Annotated in this window: 15 protein-coding genes; 3 read left to right on the plus strand and 12 right to left on the minus strand. The window is 59.4% G+C overall.

Annotated elements, in window-relative coordinates; all coding sequences use genetic code 11:
- Positions 1–28: 28 nt before the first annotated feature.
- From J7394_RS00305 to J7394_RS00325, 5 genes are all read right to left on the minus strand, one after another.
- Complete coding sequence (locus J7394_RS00305) at positions 29–1,819, minus strand: aminopeptidase P family protein (protein WP_209250189.1); 1,791 nt, start codon at positions 1,817–1,819, stop codon at positions 29–31.
- Between the two features lie 84 nt (positions 1,820–1,903).
- Entirely contained in the window at positions 1,904–3,781 is a 1,878-nt protein-coding gene (cobT, locus tag J7394_RS00310) for a cobaltochelatase subunit CobT (protein WP_209250190.1), read from the minus strand.
- A 121-nt stretch (positions 3,782–3,902) separates the two neighbouring features.
- Complete coding sequence (gene cobS / locus J7394_RS00315; protein ID WP_170375030.1) at positions 3,903–4,889, minus strand: cobaltochelatase subunit CobS; 987 nt, start codon at positions 4,887–4,889, stop codon at positions 3,903–3,905.
- Between the two features lie 297 nt (positions 4,890–5,186).
- Positions 5,187–5,963 (minus strand): hypothetical protein, encoded by a 777-nt coding sequence (locus J7394_RS00320; protein WP_209250191.1) that lies wholly within the window; start codon positions 5,961–5,963, stop codon positions 5,187–5,189.
- 32 nt (positions 5,964–5,995) lie between these two features.
- Positions 5,996–6,622: a J domain-containing protein gene (locus J7394_RS00325; protein ID WP_170375034.1), complete on the minus strand. Its 627-nt coding sequence runs from the start codon at positions 6,620–6,622 to the stop codon at positions 5,996–5,998.
- A 107-nt stretch (positions 6,623–6,729) separates the two neighbouring features.
- Here J7394_RS00325 and J7394_RS00330 point away from each other — a divergent pair, with 107 nt between their 5' ends.
- Positions 6,730–6,984, plus strand: coding sequence for a BolA family transcriptional regulator (locus J7394_RS00330; protein ID WP_170467973.1), 255 nt, complete (start codon positions 6,730–6,732; stop codon positions 6,982–6,984).
- A 6-nt stretch (positions 6,985–6,990) separates the two neighbouring features.
- Here J7394_RS00330 and J7394_RS00335 read toward each other — a convergent pair whose 3' ends face one another.
- The 7 genes from J7394_RS00335 to pepN all read right to left on the minus strand — a co-directional run bounded on the left by J7394_RS00335 (position 6,991) and on the right by pepN (position 15,794).
- A complete protein-coding gene (locus tag J7394_RS00335) occupies positions 6,991–7,833 on the minus strand; it encodes a hypothetical protein (RefSeq protein ID WP_247747981.1) in 843 nt (280 codons plus the stop codon).
- 199 nt (positions 7,834–8,032) lie between these two features.
- On the minus strand, positions 8,033–8,443 hold the full coding sequence (locus tag J7394_RS00340) for a DUF4177 domain-containing protein (RefSeq protein ID WP_209250192.1): 411 nt from the start codon (positions 8,441–8,443) through the stop codon (positions 8,033–8,035).
- A gap of 80 nt (positions 8,444–8,523) precedes the next feature.
- Entirely contained in the window at positions 8,524–9,768 is a 1,245-nt protein-coding gene (pepT, locus tag J7394_RS00345; RefSeq protein WP_209250193.1) for a peptidase T, read from the minus strand.
- Positions 9,769–9,856: 88 nt separating this feature from the next.
- Entirely contained in the window at positions 9,857–11,368 is a 1,512-nt protein-coding gene (gene gatB / locus J7394_RS00350; RefSeq protein ID WP_170678470.1) for an Asp-tRNA(Asn)/Glu-tRNA(Gln) amidotransferase subunit GatB, read from the minus strand.
- A 69-nt stretch (positions 11,369–11,437) separates the two neighbouring features.
- Entirely contained in the window at positions 11,438–12,691 is a 1,254-nt protein-coding gene (locus tag J7394_RS00355) for a hypothetical protein (protein WP_209250194.1), read from the minus strand.
- Between the two features lie 125 nt (positions 12,692–12,816).
- Positions 12,817–13,245, minus strand: a complete 429-nt coding sequence (locus J7394_RS00360; protein WP_209250195.1) for a hypothetical protein — start codon at positions 13,243–13,245, stop codon at positions 12,817–12,819.
- A complete protein-coding gene (pepN, locus tag J7394_RS00365) occupies positions 13,242–15,794 on the minus strand; it encodes an aminopeptidase N (protein WP_209250196.1) in 2,553 nt (850 codons plus the stop codon). The genes J7394_RS00360 and pepN overlap by 4 nt, the downstream gene beginning before the upstream one ends.
- 207 nt (positions 15,795–16,001) lie before the next feature.
- Here pepN and J7394_RS00370 point away from each other — a divergent pair, with 207 nt between their 5' ends.
- Entirely contained in the window at positions 16,002–18,137 is a 2,136-nt protein-coding gene (locus J7394_RS00370; protein WP_209250197.1) for a malate synthase G, read from the plus strand.
- Positions 18,138–18,219: 82 nt separating this feature from the next.
- Positions 18,220–18,645 (plus strand): heme-binding protein, encoded by a 426-nt coding sequence (locus J7394_RS00375; RefSeq protein ID WP_209250198.1) that lies wholly within the window; start codon positions 18,220–18,222, stop codon positions 18,643–18,645.
- Positions 18,646–18,859: the final 214 nt, after the last annotated feature.

Raw genomic sequence — 18,859 nt, forward strand, 5'->3', positions numbered from 1 at the left:
TTTGCCCATTTTATGTGACAGTCTGATGTCAGACTGGCGCAGTTGCGGCATCCAACCACAGTTGAGCGTCCTCGCCCAGCCTTGGCCTGATTTTTTCCGCAACGTCGCGGTGATAGCTGTTCAGCCAATCCCGTTCCTGCGCGGTCAGCATGTCGACCAGGATCAGGCGGCGGTCGATGGGCACATAGGTCAGCGTGCGCCACTGCAACATGGCCCGTTCCGCATCGCCGTCGGGCAGCGATGGTGCTTCCTCGACGACAATCAGGTTTTCGATCCGGATGCCAAACGCACCCTCGCGGTAATAGCCAGGTTCGTTCGACAGGATCATGCCGGGCTCGAAGGGTACATGGCTGACACGCGACAGGCGTTGCGGGCCTTCATGCACGCTCAGATACGCGCCGACCCCGTGACCGACGCCATGGTTGAAGTCCTGCCCCGCCTGCCAAAGCGGCGCGCGCGCCACGCATTCGATATCGCGCCCAGCCAGTCCAATTGGCCAGCGCAGCATCGACATGGCGATCATGCCTTTCAGCACGCGGGTAAAGCAGGCCTTCTCGGTCTCTCCGACCTCACCTATTGCGATGGTGCGCGTGATGTCGGTGGTGCCGTCCAGATACTGCCCGCCGCTGTCCAGCACCAACAGATGACCGTCCTGCAGGGTGCTGTCGGTCTCTTCCGTCACGCGGTAGTGCATGATCGCCCCGTTTGGACCGGTTCCGGCGATGGTGTCGAATGAGATATCCTGCAGCGCGTTGTCCCGCCGCCGGGCCTCTTCCAAACGGGTTACGACCTGCGTTTCTCTGATCTGCCCCGGCGTCTGCTGATCCAGCCAGTACAGCGTTTCGACGACGGCAACAGCGTCGCGCAAATGGGCTTCGGCACTGCCTGCGATCTCGGCTGGGTTCTTGCGTGCTTTGGGCAGGGCGCAGGGGTCGCCACCATCAACCATTCGGTCCCCAAGCGCATCCGCCACGATCTGAGGCATTGTGCCCGGATCGACCTGAACCTTACCTTCCAGCGCAGCAACAGCGTCCAGAAAGCCATCAGGCTCATGAACCGAAACCTGAGGGCCCAGATGCTCCCCCACTTCGCCTAGTTTTGCAGCAGCCATGAACAGATCAACACGCCCGTCCGCATGTAGAATGGCAAAGCCATGGGCGACCGGGTTGTAAGCAATGTCCGAGCCGCGAATGTTCAACAACCACATGATCGAGTCGGGCAGGGTGATCACCGCAGCGCTACGCCCACCGTCGCGCAGCCCTTCGGCTAGTCGGGTGATTTTGCTCTCAGCGGTTTCCCCTGCAAACTCAATCGGATGTACCTTGACCGGGTTCATCGGTGGGGCGGGCTGATCCTGCCATATCCGGTCCACCAGATTGGCACAGCGCACCAACTCAATCCCGCTTCCCTCAAGGTCCTTTTGCGCGGCTTTGATCTGACCGGTGGCATGCAGCCAAGGGTCAAATCCGACCGATCCCCCGTTCGGCAACTGCTGTTTCAACCAGCTGCTCAGGCTCACATCGGGCCAAGGCACCGGAGTGTAGTCCTCCGCCACCTGCGCCTTGACCTGCGTCCGGTAGCGCCCGTCAATGAACACCCCGGCCACGTCCTGCAACGCGGCGCAAAACCCGGCTGAGCCGGTGAATCCGGTCAGCCACGCCAGCCGTTCGTCCCGAGGGGCCACATACTCACCCTGATGCGCATCCGCGCGCGGCACCAGAAACCCGTCCAACCCTTCGCGCTTCAATTCCTGCCGCAAAGCTGCCAATCGCGGAGGTCCCTGTTCGGGCCGCGCTGTCACCTCAAAAGACTGAAACATACCTGCCTCCCTCAAGCCAAAGTGTGGTTTCAAACCACCTCTTCATCTTTTTTGAAAATACTCCCGCCGGAGGCAAGGCCAGCCTCAGCTGGCCTTTTTCATCCCCATCACTCGGGCCCGCGCACGCGGGTCGCTGTCGAACAATGCCGCCAACTGTTCGGTCATGGCGCCAGCCAGCTGTTCCACATCGGTGATCGTAACCGCACGATCATAATACCGGGTCACATCATGCCCGATCCCGATGGCCAGCAATTCCACCATCTTGCGTTTTTCGACCATGGCGATCACGTCGCGCAGGTGTTTCTCCAGATAGTTCGCCGGGTTCACACTGAGCGTGGAATCATCGACCGGAGCGCCATCGGAAATCACCATCAGGATCTTACGCGCCTCGCGCCGCGCCAGCATCCGGCGATGAGCCCATTCCAGAGCCTCACCGTCGATGTTTTCCTTCAGCAGCCCTTCTTTCATCATCAGACCCAAATTGGGCCGCGCCCGCCGCCATGGGGCATCGGCACCTTTGTAGATGATGTGACGCAGATCGTTCAGACGTCCTGGTTGCTGAGGGCGACCTGCATTCAACCAAGCCTCACGGGCCTGACCGCCTTTCCAGGCGCGGGTCGTAAAGCCAAGGATTTCGACCTTCACGTTGCAACGTTCCAGCGTCCGGGCCAGAACATCCGCGCAGATGGCCGCAATCGAAATCGGACGCCCGCGCATCGAGCCAGAGTTGTCCAGAAGCAGGGTCACCACGGTATCGCGGAATTCGGTGTCCTTTTCGACCTTGAAGCTCAGCGGTGTGGTCGGGTTGGCAACCACGCGTGCCAGACGACCGGCGTCCAGAATACCTTCCTCGCGATCGAACTCCCACGACCGGTTCTGCTGTGCCTGCAAACGGCGCTGCAACTTGTTGGCCAAGCGGCTGACCGCACCCTTCAACGGCTCAAGTTGCTGATCCAGATAGGCCCGCAACCGTTCCAGTTCAGCAGGCTCTGCCAAATCCTCGGCAGCGATCTCCTCGTCATGGGTGTTCAGGTAGACCTTGTATTCCGGATCAGCCTCGGACGCAGGCGGAGGGGCAGGTGGCTCCAGCGGAGCCTCGCCCTCTGGCATCTCGGCCTCATCGCCCATCTCATCCTCGGCCATCTCGTCCACCGAGACTTGGGCCTGAGATTGATCCTGCTGTTCTTCCTGCGACTGCTCGGGCGTGGCGTCAGGATCCTGTTCCTCCTGATCATCCTGCCCGGTGCTGTCGGGATCGGGCTGCTCTTCTGCGTTTTCTTCAGCCTGATCTTCCTGTTGTTCGTCCAGCTCATCAGGATCATCACCCAGCTGGTCGCCATAGCCCAAATCCTTGATCACCTGACGGGTGAACTTGGCAAACTCTGCCTGATCCGAGAGGATTTCGTCGAGCTTCTCAAGCGTGCCGCCGGCCTGTTCCTCGATGTATCCACGCCAGAGGTTCATGACATTATTGGCCGCCGGCGGCAGATCACGCCCGGTGGCTAGGTGCCGGATCAGATAGCCCGCAGCAACCGACAAAGGCGCATCGGCGGGCTGCTTGCACTGGTCGTAGCCGCGCCGCAAGGCCTCATGGCTGATCTTGACATCAATGTTTGAGGCCGTGCCGGGCATATCCCGCGCACCCATCGCCTCGCACCGGGCGGTTTCCATCGCTTCATAGAGGTCCCGCGCCATATCTCCGGGCGGGGCATAGCGCATATGGGTCGCGTCATCGTGATAGCGGCGCTGCAAGGCCAAGGCATCGGCCGTTCCGCGTGCCAGCAAAACCTCTTCGCGCGTCATCCGGCGCGACACCTGAGGCAACCGCATTGCCTCACCCGAAAGGCCTGAGGGATCGACGGTATAGCTTACGGAAAGCTCCGGATCGTCGGCCATGACCTTTGTAGCCTCGGCTAGAGCCTTCTTGAACGGATCAGCAGGGTTGTCGTTCTTTTGTGCCATGTCCCCAAGCCTTTCACATTGCCGTCCCGATTTCCACCAAACAGGAATCCGGATCCGCCTTCATCTGGCTAAAAATACCTCCGCCGGAGGCATTGCGCCCGAAACCGGGTGCAATTCGGCGTCAGCCCAAGCTCACGCTTGCCGCGCTTTCCGGCAGTTCTTCGTCAAAGCAACGCTGATAGAACTCGGCCACGGTCTGGCGCTCAAGCTCATCGCACTTATTCAGGAAGGACAGGCGGAACGCATAGCCAACATTGCGGAAAATCTCGGCGTTTTGGGCCCAGTTGATCACAGTCCGTGGGCTCATCACGGTCGACAGGTCGCCATTCATGAAGGCGGTGCGGGTGAGGTCGGCAACGGTGACCATCTGGCTGACGGTCTTGCGGCCCTCAGCCGTGTTATACAGCGGCGCTTTTGAAAGAACGATCATCGTCTCGGCATCGTGGCTGAGGTAGTTCAGCGTTGAAACCAGCGACCAGCGGTCCATCTGTGCTTGGTTGATCTGCTGCGTACCGTGATAGAGGCCGGTCGTATCGCCCAGACCCACGGTGTTTGCCGTTGCAAACAGGCGGAAATTTGGGTTCGGAGTGATGATCTCGTTCTGGTCCAGCAGGGTCAGCTTGCCGTCATGCTCCAGCACGCGCTGGATCACAAACATCACGTCCGCACGGCCTGCATCGTATTCGTCGAACACAATGGCCACGGGGTTGCGCAGGGCCCAGGGCAGGATGCCTTCGTGGAACTCGGTCACCTGCTTGCCATCGCGCAGCTTGATCGCATCCTTACCGATCAGGTCAATCCGGCTGATATGGCTATCCAGGTTCACACGCACGGCGGGCCAGTTCAGGCGGGCGGCAACCTGTTCGATGTGGGTCGACTTACCTGTACCGTGATAGCCCTGGATCATCACCCGACGGTTATGCGCAAACCCCGCCAGAATCGCCAAAGTCGTCTCTGGGTCGAACTTGTAGGTCGGGTCAATCGCAGGCACCCGGTCGCTGCGTTCCGCAAAACCTTTGACCGCCATGTCGGTATCAATGCCGAACACGTCACGGACCGAGATCTCTTCGGTGGGTTTTGCGTTGATATCAATCGATCCGTCAGCCATTCGCCTTGTCCTTATCCTTAGGCCCGTCTTGCCGGGTTTGAACCCGTGTGTGGTGCAACATATTCCGACCAAGGGCAAGGGGAAGAGGAGCCGGGGTCGGGCTGAGCGGATGTTTCTTTCAAACTGGCCCTACGACGATATGACGTGCGCTTGCGATCAGAACTAGATTCCGCGCAAGTGTGACCTCAACATAGGCATGCATCAGGTTTTTTCTGACGCATTGCCTAACCGTGGATCGATCAAGCCAGATGCTGGTTTTGTAGGCGGCTGAATACGCGTGATGCATCAATGCAGCACCTATTCCATGGCATTCCAGTACCCGTTTTGCTCAATAACGCTGGCTACCGCAAAGGCTTTCTCTGCCAGTCGTTTCTCGGTCCCGTCGTCCAGCGCCAGTTCAGTGAACCGGTCATAGAGGAGTTTGGAGGTATAGAATTCAAACGCTTTAGAGTAGCCTGGGCTTTCCCAGAACGCCGTGATCCAAACAGATTCTCGCCCAGGGATGCAATTCCTGCACCAGTCATTCCAAAGCCGTTCAACCAATTTCGTGTCGGGCGACGCAGCGACTTGTGCAAACAAGCTGTCTAGGTTCCACCCGGCAAGAGCGAACATACAAAGAGTGTCATCGAGATACCCGGTGTCTCGCGAGATTTCGCGTTCAAGATATGCGCGTTGAAACCGATCCAAGACGCGCCATTCTTCGGCAGACCAATTGTTCGGATTGCCGGTTGCGAACCTGTTCAGGCTGACTTCTAGCCCAACACTCGCAGCCTCTTCGTCAGCAGCAAGGACTTCCAATACGCGAGGCAGCAAATAGCCCCAGGTTCCCTTGGAGATTCCGTTTGAGTCGTATGCCGCAAAAAACCAGTCCCGAAGATAGTGTAGAGGCAACTCCGCGATGGGAGCCGAGAAAAAGTCGGCTTCGATATCCGCATCCATACAACACTTTTGGCAAACATCCGTGCTGGACGGCTTTGCGTAGTCAAAAACCGCGTAGGCATCACTGATGATCTGAAAGAACGGATCGTCGGGCTGCAGCTTTGCTCTAAGAGGTTTCTGGTGTTTGCGCGGCATTTTTCGACATCCTCGAAACTGCGCCTCGAAAACTATTTAAAGTTCCGGCTGTCCTTGATCTGATCCCAGGCCCAGACGACCTCTTGCAGCTGTTCTTCCTGAGACCGGTCGCCGCCGTTCATATCCGGGTGCAGCACCTTGATCAGCTTCTTGTAGGCCTTGCGAACCTCGGCCTTGGACCAGCTATCATTGGCCTCCAGAATCTCGATGGCACGGCGTTCGGTGGGGGGCAGGCGACGGCCACCGCCACCCGAGGTGCGGCCTTTGTTCTGGGTGCTGTTTGCCCCCAGAACTTGATGCGGGTCTTCGATGCCAAGACGCGCCCAGGCTCGGGCCTCGGGGTCGCCCATGGGCTTGGTTTCACGCTCCCAGACTTTGTCCTTGGTGCGTTGTGCGTTCAGTTCGGCCTCGGTCGTGCCATCGAAGAAGTTCCACTTCTGATTGTACTCGCGCACATGCTGCTGGCAGAACCAGTAGAAGTCATCCAGAACGTCCGGGGCCTTGGGCGCGCGGTACTTGCCCGCCTCTTCACAGCCCGGATGATCACAGATTCGCACCGAGGTCTCAGATGCGCCCGACATGCCCCGACGCCCGCGCGGGTTCTTTTTCTTGGCGCTGGAGACGGACATATCGAATCCGAAAGGGTCTGATTTCGTCATGCTGTGATCCTTAAGAACGCATCTTCTCGACTCGGAGGCAGCAGTTTAGTCTAAGCAGCCGAAAGTAGAAGAGGGGGGCGGCAAGTTTTTTGCCGTTGAGCGTAAAAATGACTGTGACTGACGAAATCCGAACCCGACTGCAGGCCGCCTTTGATCCGCGTGAGCTTGAGGTGGTGGATGACAGCGAAAGCCACCGGGGCCATGCCGGGTTTCAGGAAGGTGGCGAGAGCCATTTCAACGTCCGCATCCGCGCCGCCGCATTTGAGGGCCAATCTCGCGTGGCCCGACATCGTGCGGTTCACAAGGCACTGGGCGACGTTGTGCCGCGTATCCATGCCTTGGCGTTGGATATTGGCGTTTAATCTCGATCAAAACCGGAGTCGAAAGGCGAGGCCGACCAAAGGTGCTGTATCATAGCTCTGGCGGCTGATTTCGGCGCCGTTTTCGTCCTCCAGTTTCAGTCGACCATCGAATTCGGCCCCGGCAAAGACAGTCAAAGAAACACCGGGATTCGGAGTGTAGCTGAGCGACGCAACCACAGGGAGGCTCTTGTCTTCACCGATCCCGTTCGGAGCCAGCCCCGCGTCGTCCAGCCGGAAGCGAATTTTCTCGGACCGGGCCGACAGCGAGAGGCTGAAATCGTCATTCAACTCGTAGCTGAGGGTCAGACCCGGCCCGCGAGTCGCACCGATTCCGGAGCCGGTGTTCAGGTTCCAGCGATCATTGATGTCCCAATCCACCAAAAGCGCCGGAAAGAGATCGACACCGCTATCTTCCAACTGCGTGAAGGCGCCAAAAACCGGTCCTATGGTCAGGCTATCGCTGACCTGCCACGCGACGCCCGCAAAAACACCATAGGTACGACCATCCGAAGATGCGGCGCCTTTCTGATAGTCCCACCTGACCTGAGGCGACACGAACACACTGGCCCGCTGTCCAGCCTGAAACCGCAGAGGAGCCGATATTCGGATGTCACGAATGTCGTTCCAAGGCTGGTTGTCTGCCGCGCTGAAGTCGTAGTCCAGCTGCCCGTAGCTGACTGAAATACCAAGTGACGTTTCGCTATCAAATCGGTACAGCCCGGTGGCCCGCAGGAACGATCGCGTCGCGCTGAAGTCTCCGCCTTGATCCAGATCAGCGCTGCCCTGATAAGCGGCGAGCCCGTCGATCTGGCTGACCCATCCCAGCCGTTGTTGCGCGTTGGCAGGCAACGCGATCTGGCAGGCGATTGCGGAGAACAAACAAAGAAAAGCGGAGCAAGGTTTCATCGCGGCCGGGGCCCTGTACTGTGGCGAAGGATATTTTGTAGCGATACGAGCAAAACCCAGTAACGGATGACCGCCTGAGTTTCGTTGGCTCAATTCGTGTTATCTAAACCACACCCTTTGCGCCGTGCGGTTCGGATGCGTTTTATTTGGCCTCTTCGCTCGGTTTCAACGTCAACGGCGGCTCATCCACCTCGGCTGAAATCGGTTCCGGGGCTTGAACCACATCTGGCCCGGGCACGGGCTGAGCCAAGGGCACCCCATCGGGCGTTTCGGTTGGCGATGGTGGTGCGACGGGCGCCACGACCTCGGTGGCGTCGGCCTCAATCACCCGACGAAACACCAGCACATTGCGCCAGTTCGTGGTTGATCCGGTCAGACCCGAGCGTTCCTCGCTGGGCAGCAACTCGGCGCGCTGGTATTCCCATCCCTGTTGACCCATCTCGTTCAGCACTTGCTCGACCGAGGTGGCAAAGCGGCCCTCGGGCGTTTTGACGCCTTTGGCCTTCGCGCCCTTTTGCGGGGCCGGAATGACTTTGTATTCGTAGCGCGGCATCGACTGTTCCCTTGTACCTTTGGCCGTCAACTTATCACGCAGGTCGCCGGGTGAAAGAGACGTTGCGCGAATGGCGCAAATCAGCCGGTTTTCTGCGCCGCCTTGGCCACAATCGAGAGGCAAAGCTCGGTCGCCAGCGCCATGTCCTGCACCGAAATCCACTCCAACGGTCCGTGAATGCACTGCATGCCGGTGAACAGGTTGGGGCAGGGTGTGCCAAACTCGGTCAGGCGAGAGCCATCGGTGCCGCCGCGGATCGGAACCGAGAGCGGCTCGATCCCCAGTTCCTGACAGGCTTCGCGCGCCAGATCGACGGGGGTCATGTCATTTTCGAGCCAATAGCGCATGTTGCGGTATTGATGGCTGATGTCGCAGGTGATGGTCGCACGCGGTTCAGAGGCCTGAACGGCGTCACAGACCTTGCGCACCAGATCGCGCTGGGCCTCAAGCCTCTCCATCTCGAAATCCCGAAGGATCAGCTTGATTTCCATCTCGGACGAGCCGCCGTTCATATCGGTGACGTGGATGAAGCCTTCGCGCCCGTCGGTGACTTCGGGGGTCAGTGTGGCCTGCGGCAGGGTTTGCACGATCTTCGCGGCCAGATGGGTGGCATTGACCATCTTTTCCTTGGCCAGACCGGGATGGATCGACACGCCGGTGATCTTGATCACTGCTCGGTCGGCCGAGAAGCTTTCAAATTCGATCTCTCCCACTTCCTGCCCGTCGAGTGTATAGGCGAAATCGGCCTTGAGATCCTTGGGCAGTTGCTCGGTCACGCCGCGCCCGATTTCTTCGTCCGGAGTGAAAGCAATGCGGATGGGCCCGTGCGGAATGTCTGGATTTTCAATCAGATGCCGCGCCATGGTCATCAGAATCGACACGCCGGCCTTGTCATCAGCGCCCAACAGAGTGGTGCCCGACGCGGTGATCAGATCATGGCCGATCTTTTCGGCCAGATAAGGGTGTTCGTCCGGGGACAGAGCCAAATCGGGATCATCGGGAAAGGTGATCTCACCGCCGTTATAGCCCTTGATGACGCGCGGTTTGACACCGGTTGCGTTGAATTGAGGGGCAGTGTCGACATGGGCGAGGAAACCCACGGTCGGCCCTTCGGCGGTGCCGGGAATGGTCGCCACAACGACGCTGTCGCCGGTCATCTCAACATCCTGCGCGCCGATTTCCGTCAGCTCCTGCTGCAACAGGTTCAGCATGTCGAACTGAATGGGCGTGCTGGGGGTCGAAGGCGAAGTCTCATCGCTTTGGCTGTCGATAGCCGCGTAGCGCATCAGACGGTCTTCAAGTTCCTGATCGAATTTTCTGGTCATGGCACCTCTCCTGCGCGGAAGAAAGGGCGTAAAAGAAAACGGAGTCAAGCGGGTGGCCTGACTCCGTCGCTTAACTGTGAAAACGGGCTTACGAACCCAGCTTTTGGGCAACCAGCTCGTTCACGGCCTTGGGGTTGGCTTTGCCGCCGGTGGCTTTCATCACTTGACCGACAAACCAGCCTGCCAGCTTCGGGTTCACCTTGGCCTTTTCGACCTGCGCCGGGTTGGCGGCGATGATCTCGTCCAAAGCGGCCTCGATGGCGCCGGTATCGGTGACCTGTTTCATGCCGCGCTCTTCGACGATCTGCGCCGGGTCACCACCTTCGGTATAGACGATCTCAAACAGGTCCTTGGCGATTTTGCCCGAGATGGCATCTGAGGAAATCAGATCAATAATCCCCCCCAACTGCGCCGGAGAAACGGGCGAGTCGGTGATGTCGTGGTCTTCTTTCTTGAGGCGGCCAAACAGCTCGTTTATGACCCAGTTCGCGGCCAGCTTGCCGTTGCGGCCTTTTGCGACCTCTTCGAAATACGCGGCGCTTTCGACCTCGGCGGTCAGGACTGAGGCGTCATAGTCGGTCAGGCCGAACGCTTCGATGAACCGCGCTTTTTTCTCGTCGGGCAGCTCAGGCAGCTTGGCGGCGATGTCATCAACCCATGCCTGTTCGATCTCCAAAGGCAGCAGGTCGGGGTCTGGGAAATAGCGGTAGTCATGCGCTTCTTCCTTGGACCGCATCGAGCGGGTCTCACCCTTGTCAGGATCGTACAGGCGGGTTTCCTGATCGACTTTACCACCGCCTTCGACGATGGCGATCTGACGGCGGGCTTCGACCTCAATCGCCTGCTGGATAAAGCGCATCGAGTTCATGTTCTTGATCTCGCAGCGCGTACCCAGATGCGAGAAGTCCTGCGTTTCCTGATACTTCTCATAAGCGCCCGGCAAACAGATCGAGACGTTCACGTCCGCCCGCAGGTTGCCGTTCTGCATGTTGCCATCACAGGTGCCCAGATAGCGCATGATCTGGCGCAGCTTGGCGATATAGGCGGCGGCTTCTTCGGGGCCACGGATGTCGGGGCGCGAGACGATCTCCATCAGGCAGACGCCGGTCCGGTTGAGGTCTACGAAGGACATATGCGGGTCCATGTCGTGGATCGATTTGCCCGCGTCCTGCTCCATATGGATGCGTTCGATCCGAACCATGCGCGCGGTGCCGTCGCCCATCTCAACCAGCACTTCACCTTCGCCCACGATGGGGTGGTAGAGCTGGGAAATCTGGTAGCCCTGCGGCAGGTCGGGGTAGAAATAATTCTTTCGGTCAAAGGCCGATTTCAGGTTTATATCCGCCTTCAGACCCAGACCCGTGCGCACGGCCTGTTCCACACAATATTCGTTGATCACCGGCAGCATGCCCGGCATCGCCGCGTCCACGAAGGCCACGTTCGAGTTCGGCTCGGCCCCGAATTGGGTCGACGCGCCGGAAAACAGCTTGGCATTGGACGAGACCTGAGCGTGCACCTCCATCCCGATCACCAGTTCCCAATCGTGCTTGGCCCCGGCAATGGTTTTGATTTTCGGCATTTCGTATGTCAGGTCGAGCATGGCGCGCCTCTAATTTCCGCAGAAGTCTAGGCTTGCGTATTAGGCCCGGCGCGCCAAAGGGGCAAGGGGTTAGTTCCCTGAGACTTGCAACCCCGTCGGCGTGAAGGTCACGCTTTGACCATCGCGCAGTTCCTCGCGCAGTTGATCAGCGATCGCGCGCAGCGCATCTCGGCGGCCACGAGCGGCAAAGCGCTCGGTCGAGTTGACGCGAAGGCTGTTGCTGAACCCGTTCGCCGCATGGGCCCAGATCAGGGGGTGCAGCTCGGTCAGGTGATCGCGGATCAACCAGTTTGCGGCCTCGCAAATCTGTTTGCGGGCGATGTCGGCCTTTGGGTTGCGGCCCATCCCGTTTAGCAACGTGACCGAACAATAGGCCGCCAACAGATTGATCGTCTGTTGATCGGGACGGCGTTCAACGATGTCGTGCAGACCTTCCAGAAAATACTCGACATCCACGCGCGCGCAGGCTTCGTCATCCAGTGCGATGGCATCGAACTGGACCCAAGTATAGCCGCCAGCGCCCCATGTCTTTTGAGTGCGCGCGGCGTTGCGCAGGGCCTGAACTTCCAGCTGGTCGTAGGTCCCGAACCTGCGTGGCAATAGATGGCTGCCCATTGCGCGCATGTGGCGATGGTTTTGCGGGTCAAGCGTGATCAGCTCTTCGTATTTGTCTGCCACACGGGTGCGTGGGCTGACATGGCCCGCCAAAAGGGCACAATCCGCAGCGGCAATCGCTGGGCTGTTCGGCATGGCAGAGCGGCAGTCCTTCAGCAAATCGGCAGCGCGGTCGAAATGCGCGGCGCAACGAGATTGATGCAGTGCGGGCAGGTCTTTGGGGTCTGCTGTCCCGCGCCATGCCCAAGCCAAATCAATATGAGCCAATGCCACCACAAGGGCGATCATCGGGTCATCGGGGTGGCTCTGAATCTCACCTTCCAGTTCAGAGATACCCGCCAGAAAGTCATAGTCTGACTGAGTTCTGCCATCCGACAAGGCATGTTCCGCCGCCAGCACAACATCTGCCCGGGCCCCGAACCCCAACAAGTCGGCAACCGGCTGACCGCAGGGCGTGGTTTCACGTGCTTCATCCGCGGCGCGCATCTCTTGCGAGAGTTCGGCCCACATATCCTGACGCGCCAGATGGCGTCCGCGCTCGATCACCTGATGACCGGCGGTGTCATCCGTTTCCGCAATCGGGATGTTCAACTGCCCCGAGGCGACAAGCCACGCGGTTGCATCCGCAACAGACGCAGGCAAAGGCGTAGAAATGGGACTGGAAGAGCCGAAAATACGGGCGGCAGCCGCCCTAAAAGACCGAAACATGGCAAAACTCGAACTGGAACAAACGTGTAACCCGTCCAGTTTGCCGAAAATTGCACCTATTTCAAGGAGTCACTGCGCGCGTAAGCCCGGGGTGTGATCAATTGGCCCTTGGGCCTTGGATTGTTTCAAAAAACCCTAAAATGATGACGCTCAACGGTAAATCCCGCCTGCTGCAACACGTCTTCGAGTTGTTTGTGAGGGGGCAGCGACTCATCGGGTAGGCGGACGCGCTTGTCCGATTTCAGCACTGCCGAGATGCGAACCGAGAAATCCCAGCGGGTGTCAAACCGGAACCGGTCCACCTCGGACAGGTCCAGTTCACCGCTGCGTTGGCCGGTGAACCAGCGTAGTTTCTCGTCGGTCAGTTCGACCCCGGCACTGGTGTCTTTTACGATATCCCAGACGGCCGGCAGCGTTGCCAGCGCCAGCAACGCCATCAACCACCAGGCCGCTTCTACGAAAAGGACCAGGCCGATTAGCACCGCGTATATGCAGATCAGCAAGACCACCACACGCGGGTTCCGGTTTTGCCTTGTAAAGCTGAAAGAGGTCATGCGCCGAGGATGCGCGAGACCATCTCGGTCGTGTCGCGTGACAGCTCGGACGTATCTGCGATCCGGCGCAGCTGGGCGCGCATCAGCGCCTGACGGTCGGCGTCATAGCGTTTCCACGTCTGGAACGCTGAACACATACGCGCCGTTGTCTGCGGGTTCACCGGGTCCAACCGGATCAGCCAGTCGGCGAGTAGGGCATAGCCCGCTCCGTCTGCCTGATGGAAGCCCGCATGGTTCATGGCCAGCGATCCCATCAAGGCACGGAACCGGTTGGGGTTTTTCCAATTGAAATCAGGATGCTCTGTCAGGTTCCGCGCGGTCTCGACCGTGGACTGAGGGGCGGCCATCGAGACCTGCAAACCAAACCATTTGTCGACCACCAGCCGGTCGTGCTGCCACTGGTCGTAGAAGGCGCTCAGTTCCGTCTCACCTTTGCCCGCGCGCAGCAGGCAGGACAGTGCGGTCAGTTGTAGGGTCATATTGTCGGCCGATTGGTACGCGTCTGCCGCCTTGCTGCCGCCGTCGAGACGAGAGGTAAGAGCCAGCGCTGCTCCGCCCAATGCACGCTTGCCGGATTGCGCCGCGTCCGGTTGATAAGGGGCGTCCACAAGTGTTTCGCTGTGCAGCTTGGGCAGAAGATCCTGTACGTGTTGCGCAGTGGCTTGACGGAGAGCCTCGACAGCGGTCCAAATGGCCATCGGGTCGGGTGTGACGCCCTTGTCATGCAGGGCGGCGGCGAGTTCGGATTGGGTCGGAAGGCCCAGCATCAGGGCCCGATAGGCCGGGTCCAGTGTTTCGTCCCGCAGCACGGCCAGCAGGCCATCCAGATAGTCGGAATCCGGCGTCGCCTCATCGGTGATCATGCGCAGCAGAGTGTCCTCGGCCAGCGAGCGCCCGGCCTGCCAGCGGTTGAACGGATCGGTGTCATGGGCCAGCAGAAAGGCGCGCTCAGCATTCGAAGTGTCATGTTCAAGGATCACAGGGGCCGAGAAATCGCGCAGGATCGAGGGCACGGGTTTGGCCGCAAGCCCGGTGAAGGAAAAGCTCTGCTCGGCCTCGGTCAGTTCCAGCACTTCGGTTGCGTGAACCTCGTCGCCGTTCGGACCCAGTAAGCCGACAGCGAGGGGAATGACCTGAGGCTGCTTATCCTCTTGTCCCGGTGTCGGCTCGGTGCGTTGGCTCAGCGTCAGCGTGTAGGTACCATCCGCCCAATCCTCGGCCACGGATACGCGCGGAGTACCGGACTGGCTGTACCAGCGTTTGAACTGACTCAGGTCGCGGCCTGTTGTGTCCTCGAAGACTCGCAGCCAATCCTCGATCGTACAGGCCTGCCCGTCATGGCGGTCGAAATAGAGATCCAGCGCCTTGCTATAGGCCTCATCCCCGACCAAGCGTTTCAGCATGCCGATGACCTCGGCACCTTTCTCATAGACGGTTGAGGTGTAGAAGTTGTTGATTTCCTGAAAACTCTCGGGCCGGACGGGGTGCGATAGCGGACCATTGTCCTCGGGGAACTGCCGTGCGCGCAGGTCGATGGCGTCGTGGATGCGTTTGACTGGCGCCGAGCGCATGTCCGAGGTGAACTGCGCATCGCGGAACACAGTCAGGCCCTCTTTGAGGCATAGCTGGAACCAGTCGCGACAGGTGATGCGGTTGCCGGTCCAGTTGTGGAAATACTCATGTGCGATGATCGCCTCGATCCGTTCGAAATTCACATCGGTCGAGGTTTCAGGGCTGGCCAGAACGGCTGAAGAGTTGAAGATGTTCAGCCCCTTGTTCTCCATCGCGCCCATGTTGAAATCGTCCACGGCGACGATGTTGAATACGTCCAGATCGTATTCGCGGCCGTAGACGTCCTCATCCCATTTCATGGACTTTGTTAGGGCCTCCATCCCGAAGGCACATTTGCCTTCATCGCCGGGGCGAACCCATAGGTTCAGTTCGACATCGCGACCGGACATGGTAGTGAACTGACCCGGATGCGCGATCAGGTCTCCGGCGACCAGAGCAAACAGATAGGCGGGTTTCGGCCACGGATCCGTCCATTCGGCCCAGCCTTCGCCCTTGCCGGACGGGTTGCCGTTGGACAGCAGCACCGGAAGGTCGCCATTGATACGCACCGTGAAGGTCGACATCACGTCGGGGCGGTCCGGATAGTAGGTGATCTTGCGGAACCCTTCGGCCTCGCACTGGGTGCAATACATGCCGTTCGACATATAAAGCCCTTCAAGCGCGGTGTTGTTGCCGGGGTCGATCTCGACCTCGGCCTCCCAGACAAAGGGGGCGTCGGGGGCGGTAACCGTCAGCCCCTCGGGCGTGAGGGTAGGGGACACTTCGGCACCGTCGATGGAGGCGCGGATCAGCTTCAGTTGCTCGCCATGCAGGAAAAAGGTGCGATCTCTGGCCTCTGGATTCGGACGAAAGGCGATGCGGGATGTGACGCGGGTGGCGTTTGCTGCCAGATCAAAGGTCAGATGCACATTGTCCACCTGGTACCCGAACGGGGTGTAGTCTTTCAGGTAGATCGTGGTGGGAGCGGCGTCGCGCATCGGGGGCCTCGCAAAACTTGGGTCGAGGGCGACGTTAGGGGCATCGCGGCAGGGCTGCAAGCCGCCTGTATCCGCTGTTTGCGGCGGTGATTTGCCGTTTTGGTAAGATTTTCTTACCAGAACGTAGCGACATACGTTGCCTATCGGAAACTTTCGCTCTAAATGCTGGCGGCATACAGTGGCGTACATTCGTGGGAGAGGAAGAAAATGGCCAGCAGACAGACACGCAGCGGACTTCAGGTCGATCCGGTTCTGGTCGCATTCATCGAAGGTCAGGCTTTGCCCGGAACCGGTGTCACCACCGAGACCTTCTGGAATGGCCTGTCGCGCATGGTATCCGAACTGGGGCCCAAGAACCGCGCCTTCCTTGCCAAACGCAAAGAGATTCAGGACCAATTGGATGCATGGCACCTGGATCGCAAAGGTGAGGACCACGACGCTGAGGCTTATAAAGCGTTCCTGCACGAGATCGGGTATCTGGTCGACGAGGGTGAAGACTTCCAGATCGAAACCGCCAATGTCGACCCCGAGATCGCCACAACGCCCGGCCCTCAGCTGGTTGTGCCAATCACCAATGCGCGCTTTGCTCTGAACGCCGCCAATGCCCGTTGGGGCAGCTTGTACGACGCGCTCTATGGCACGGATGCGATGGGTGATCTGCCTGGGGGTGGAGGCTACGATGCTGCGCGCGGCGCGCGTGTCATTGCGTGGGCCAAGGCGTTTCTCGACGATGCTGTGCCATTGGCCAGCGGATCCTGGGCGGATGTCACCAAGCTGAGCGTTGAGGCCGGCGCTTTGGTTCCCGCGCTGGCGGATGCCTCGAGCTTTGTGGGTCATGGCGGCGCGGCTGATAGGCCCGAGTTCGTCCTATTGAAAAACAACGGCCTTCACATTCAGATCATGATCGACCCAATCAGCGCGATTGGCGCTGCTGATCCGGCCAACATCTCGGACCTGCGGCTCGAGTCTGCGTTGTCGACGATCATGGATTGCGAGGATTCCGTGGCCTGCGTGGACGCCGCCGATAAGGTTGTTGCCTATGGCAACTGGCTGGGCCTGATGAAGGGTGACCTGACCGAAGAGGTCAGCAAATCCGGCAAGACATTTACCCGGCGTTTGGCGGCTGATCTGGACTTTACAGATGTGAATGGAGCTGAGGCGCGTCTCAAAGGCCGCTCGTTGATGCTGGTGCGCAACGTGGGCCATCTGATGACCAACCCGGCCGTGCTGGATGCCGAGGGCAAAGAGATCGGCGAGGGCCTCATGGATGCGCTCTGCACGACGTTGATCGCCATGCATGATCTGGCGCGCGACGGCGGCAACTCAGTCACCGGGTCGGTCTATGTGGTGAAGCCAAAGATGCATGGACCCGAAGAGGTCGCCTTCTCGGTCGAGATTTTCGACATGGTCGAAGACATCCTCGGCCTGCCGCGCAACACCGTGAAGCTGGGTATCATGGATGAGGAACGCCGCACCTCGGCCAATCTCAAGGAATGTATCCGGGCCGCGAAATCGCGCGTGGCCTTTATCAACACCGGCTTCCTTGACCGGACCGGAGACGAGATTCACACCTCGATGGAGGCAGGCCCGATGTTGCCCAAGGGCGACATCAAGAACACGCCTTGGATTGCGTCCTACGAGGATCGAAACGTCGATATCGGTCTGGCCTGCGGCCTGAAAGGCAAGGCGCAGATAGGCAAAGGCATGTGGGCGATGCCCGATCGCATGGGCGATATGCTGGAGGCAAAGATCGGCCATCCGCAATCCGGTGCAACTTGCGCGTGGGTTCCCTCGCCAACCGCTGCGACTTTGCATGCCACGCACTATCACAAGGTCGACGTTCTGGCCCGTCAGGATGAGCTGGCCGCCGGTGGCGCACGCGGTACGTTGGAGGATTTGCTGACCGTTCCGCTGCTGGGTGGCCGCAACCTCAGTGATGATGAGATCACCCGTGAGGTCGAGAATAACGCCCAGGGTATTCTCGGCTATGTCGTGCGTTGGGTCGATCAGGGCGTCGGATGCTCGAAAGTGCCGGACCTGAACGACATTGGCTTGATGGAAGACCGTGCGACCTGCCGGATTTCCAGCCAAGCGCTGGCCAACTGGTTGCACCACGGTGTTGTCAGCGAAGAACAGGTGATGGCGGCGATGCAGAAGATGGCTGCCGTTGTGGACCGTCAGAACGAAGGTGACGCAGCCTATCATCCGATGGCACCCGGTTTTGATGGCATTGCGTTCCAAGCGGCCTGCGATCTTGTGTTCAAGGGTCGTGTGCAACCGTCGGGCTATACCGAGCCGGTCCTGCATGCCCGCCGTTTGGAGTTGAAAGCCAGCTTGGGTTAAGTGGATAGGACGGGACCGAGGGGGCTGTCTGCCCCCTCGCGCTCCCCCGAGGATATTTTTAGCCAGATGAAGGGGATCAGGGATGGCAATTTCCTTGCGCAAGGCGCGCACCATCATTCGTAAAGCTCTGGAAGAGGGGCGCCGGTTGGAATTGAAACCGCTTTCGGTCGTTGTGCTGGATGCAGGCGGTCATGTCATTGCGTTCGAGCGCGAAGATGGCGCAGCCCCAGGTCGGTTTGGAATTGCGCAGGGCAAGGCCTATGGCTCGGTCATGCTGGGCATGGCCGGGACGGCGCAGATGCAGCGGGCCGAAGCGCAGGCTTATTTTATGGCTGCAGTGAACGGCGTCTACGGTGGACAGGTTGTTCCGGTGCCGGGTGGCGTGCTGTTGCGCGACAAGAAAGGGGCCGTGATTGGCGCCGTTGGCGTGACGGGCGACACCTCCGACAATGACGTGCTTGCGGCGATGGCAGGGATCGAAGCCGCGAACCTTATTGGCGAAAGCTGATTTCCTTGAAGATGGAGAGAGCCTGCGCTGGCTCTCTCGCCCAAATTGGACTTTTTGCATTGCACGTTTAGCGGGCAATGGGAGCCCGATTGTGACAATGCCCCCGTCGGATGCATAGATGTGCGGCATTGAACATGTACTTGCGCTGACACACAGGGCCTGTGCTATTGCGCGCTGTTGCCCCTGCCGATAGCTTTTCCACACGTTTAGGAAA

This window comes from Ruegeria sp. R13_0 (assembly GCF_017743995.1).
GTDB lineage: Bacteria > Pseudomonadota > Alphaproteobacteria > Rhodobacterales > Rhodobacteraceae > Ruegeria.

Coding starts and splice junctions, on each gene's coding strand:
- J7394_RS00330 (WP_170467973.1), top strand. CDS start 6,730: ATGACTGTGACTGACGAAATCCGAACCCGACTGCAGGCCGCCTTTGAT.
- J7394_RS00325 (WP_170375034.1), bottom strand. CDS start 6,622: ATGACGAAATCAGACCCTTTCGGATTCGATATGTCCGTCTCCAGCGCC.
- cobS (WP_170375030.1), bottom strand. CDS start 4,889: ATGGCTGACGGATCGATTGATATCAACGCAAAACCCACCGAAGAGATC.
- J7394_RS00320 (WP_209250191.1), bottom strand. CDS start 5,963: ATGCCGCGCAAACACCAGAAACCTCTTAGAGCAAAGCTGCAGCCCGAC.
- J7394_RS00370 (WP_209250197.1), top strand. CDS start 16,002: ATGGCCAGCAGACAGACACGCAGCGGACTTCAGGTCGATCCGGTTCTG.
- J7394_RS00305 (WP_209250189.1), bottom strand. CDS start 1,819: ATGTTTCAGTCTTTTGAGGTGACAGCGCGGCCCGAACAGGGACCTCCG.
- J7394_RS00375 (WP_209250198.1), top strand. CDS start 18,220: ATGGCAATTTCCTTGCGCAAGGCGCGCACCATCATTCGTAAAGCTCTG.
- gatB (WP_170678470.1), bottom strand. CDS start 11,368: ATGCTCGACCTGACATACGAAATGCCGAAAATCAAAACCATTGCCGGG.
- cobT (WP_209250190.1), bottom strand. CDS start 3,781: ATGGCACAAAAGAACGACAACCCTGCTGATCCGTTCAAGAAGGCTCTA.
- pepT (WP_209250193.1), bottom strand. CDS start 9,768: ATGACCAGAAAATTCGATCAGGAACTTGAAGACCGTCTGATGCGCTAC.
- J7394_RS00340 (WP_209250192.1), bottom strand. CDS start 8,443: ATGCCGCGCTACGAATACAAAGTCATTCCGGCCCCGCAAAAGGGCGCG.
- pepN (WP_209250196.1), bottom strand. CDS start 15,794: ATGCGCGACGCCGCTCCCACCACGATCTACCTGAAAGACTACACCCCG.
- J7394_RS00355 (WP_209250194.1), bottom strand. CDS start 12,691: ATGTTTCGGTCTTTTAGGGCGGCTGCCGCCCGTATTTTCGGCTCTTCC.
- J7394_RS00360 (WP_209250195.1), bottom strand. CDS start 13,245: ATGACCTCTTTCAGCTTTACAAGGCAAAACCGGAACCCGCGTGTGGTG.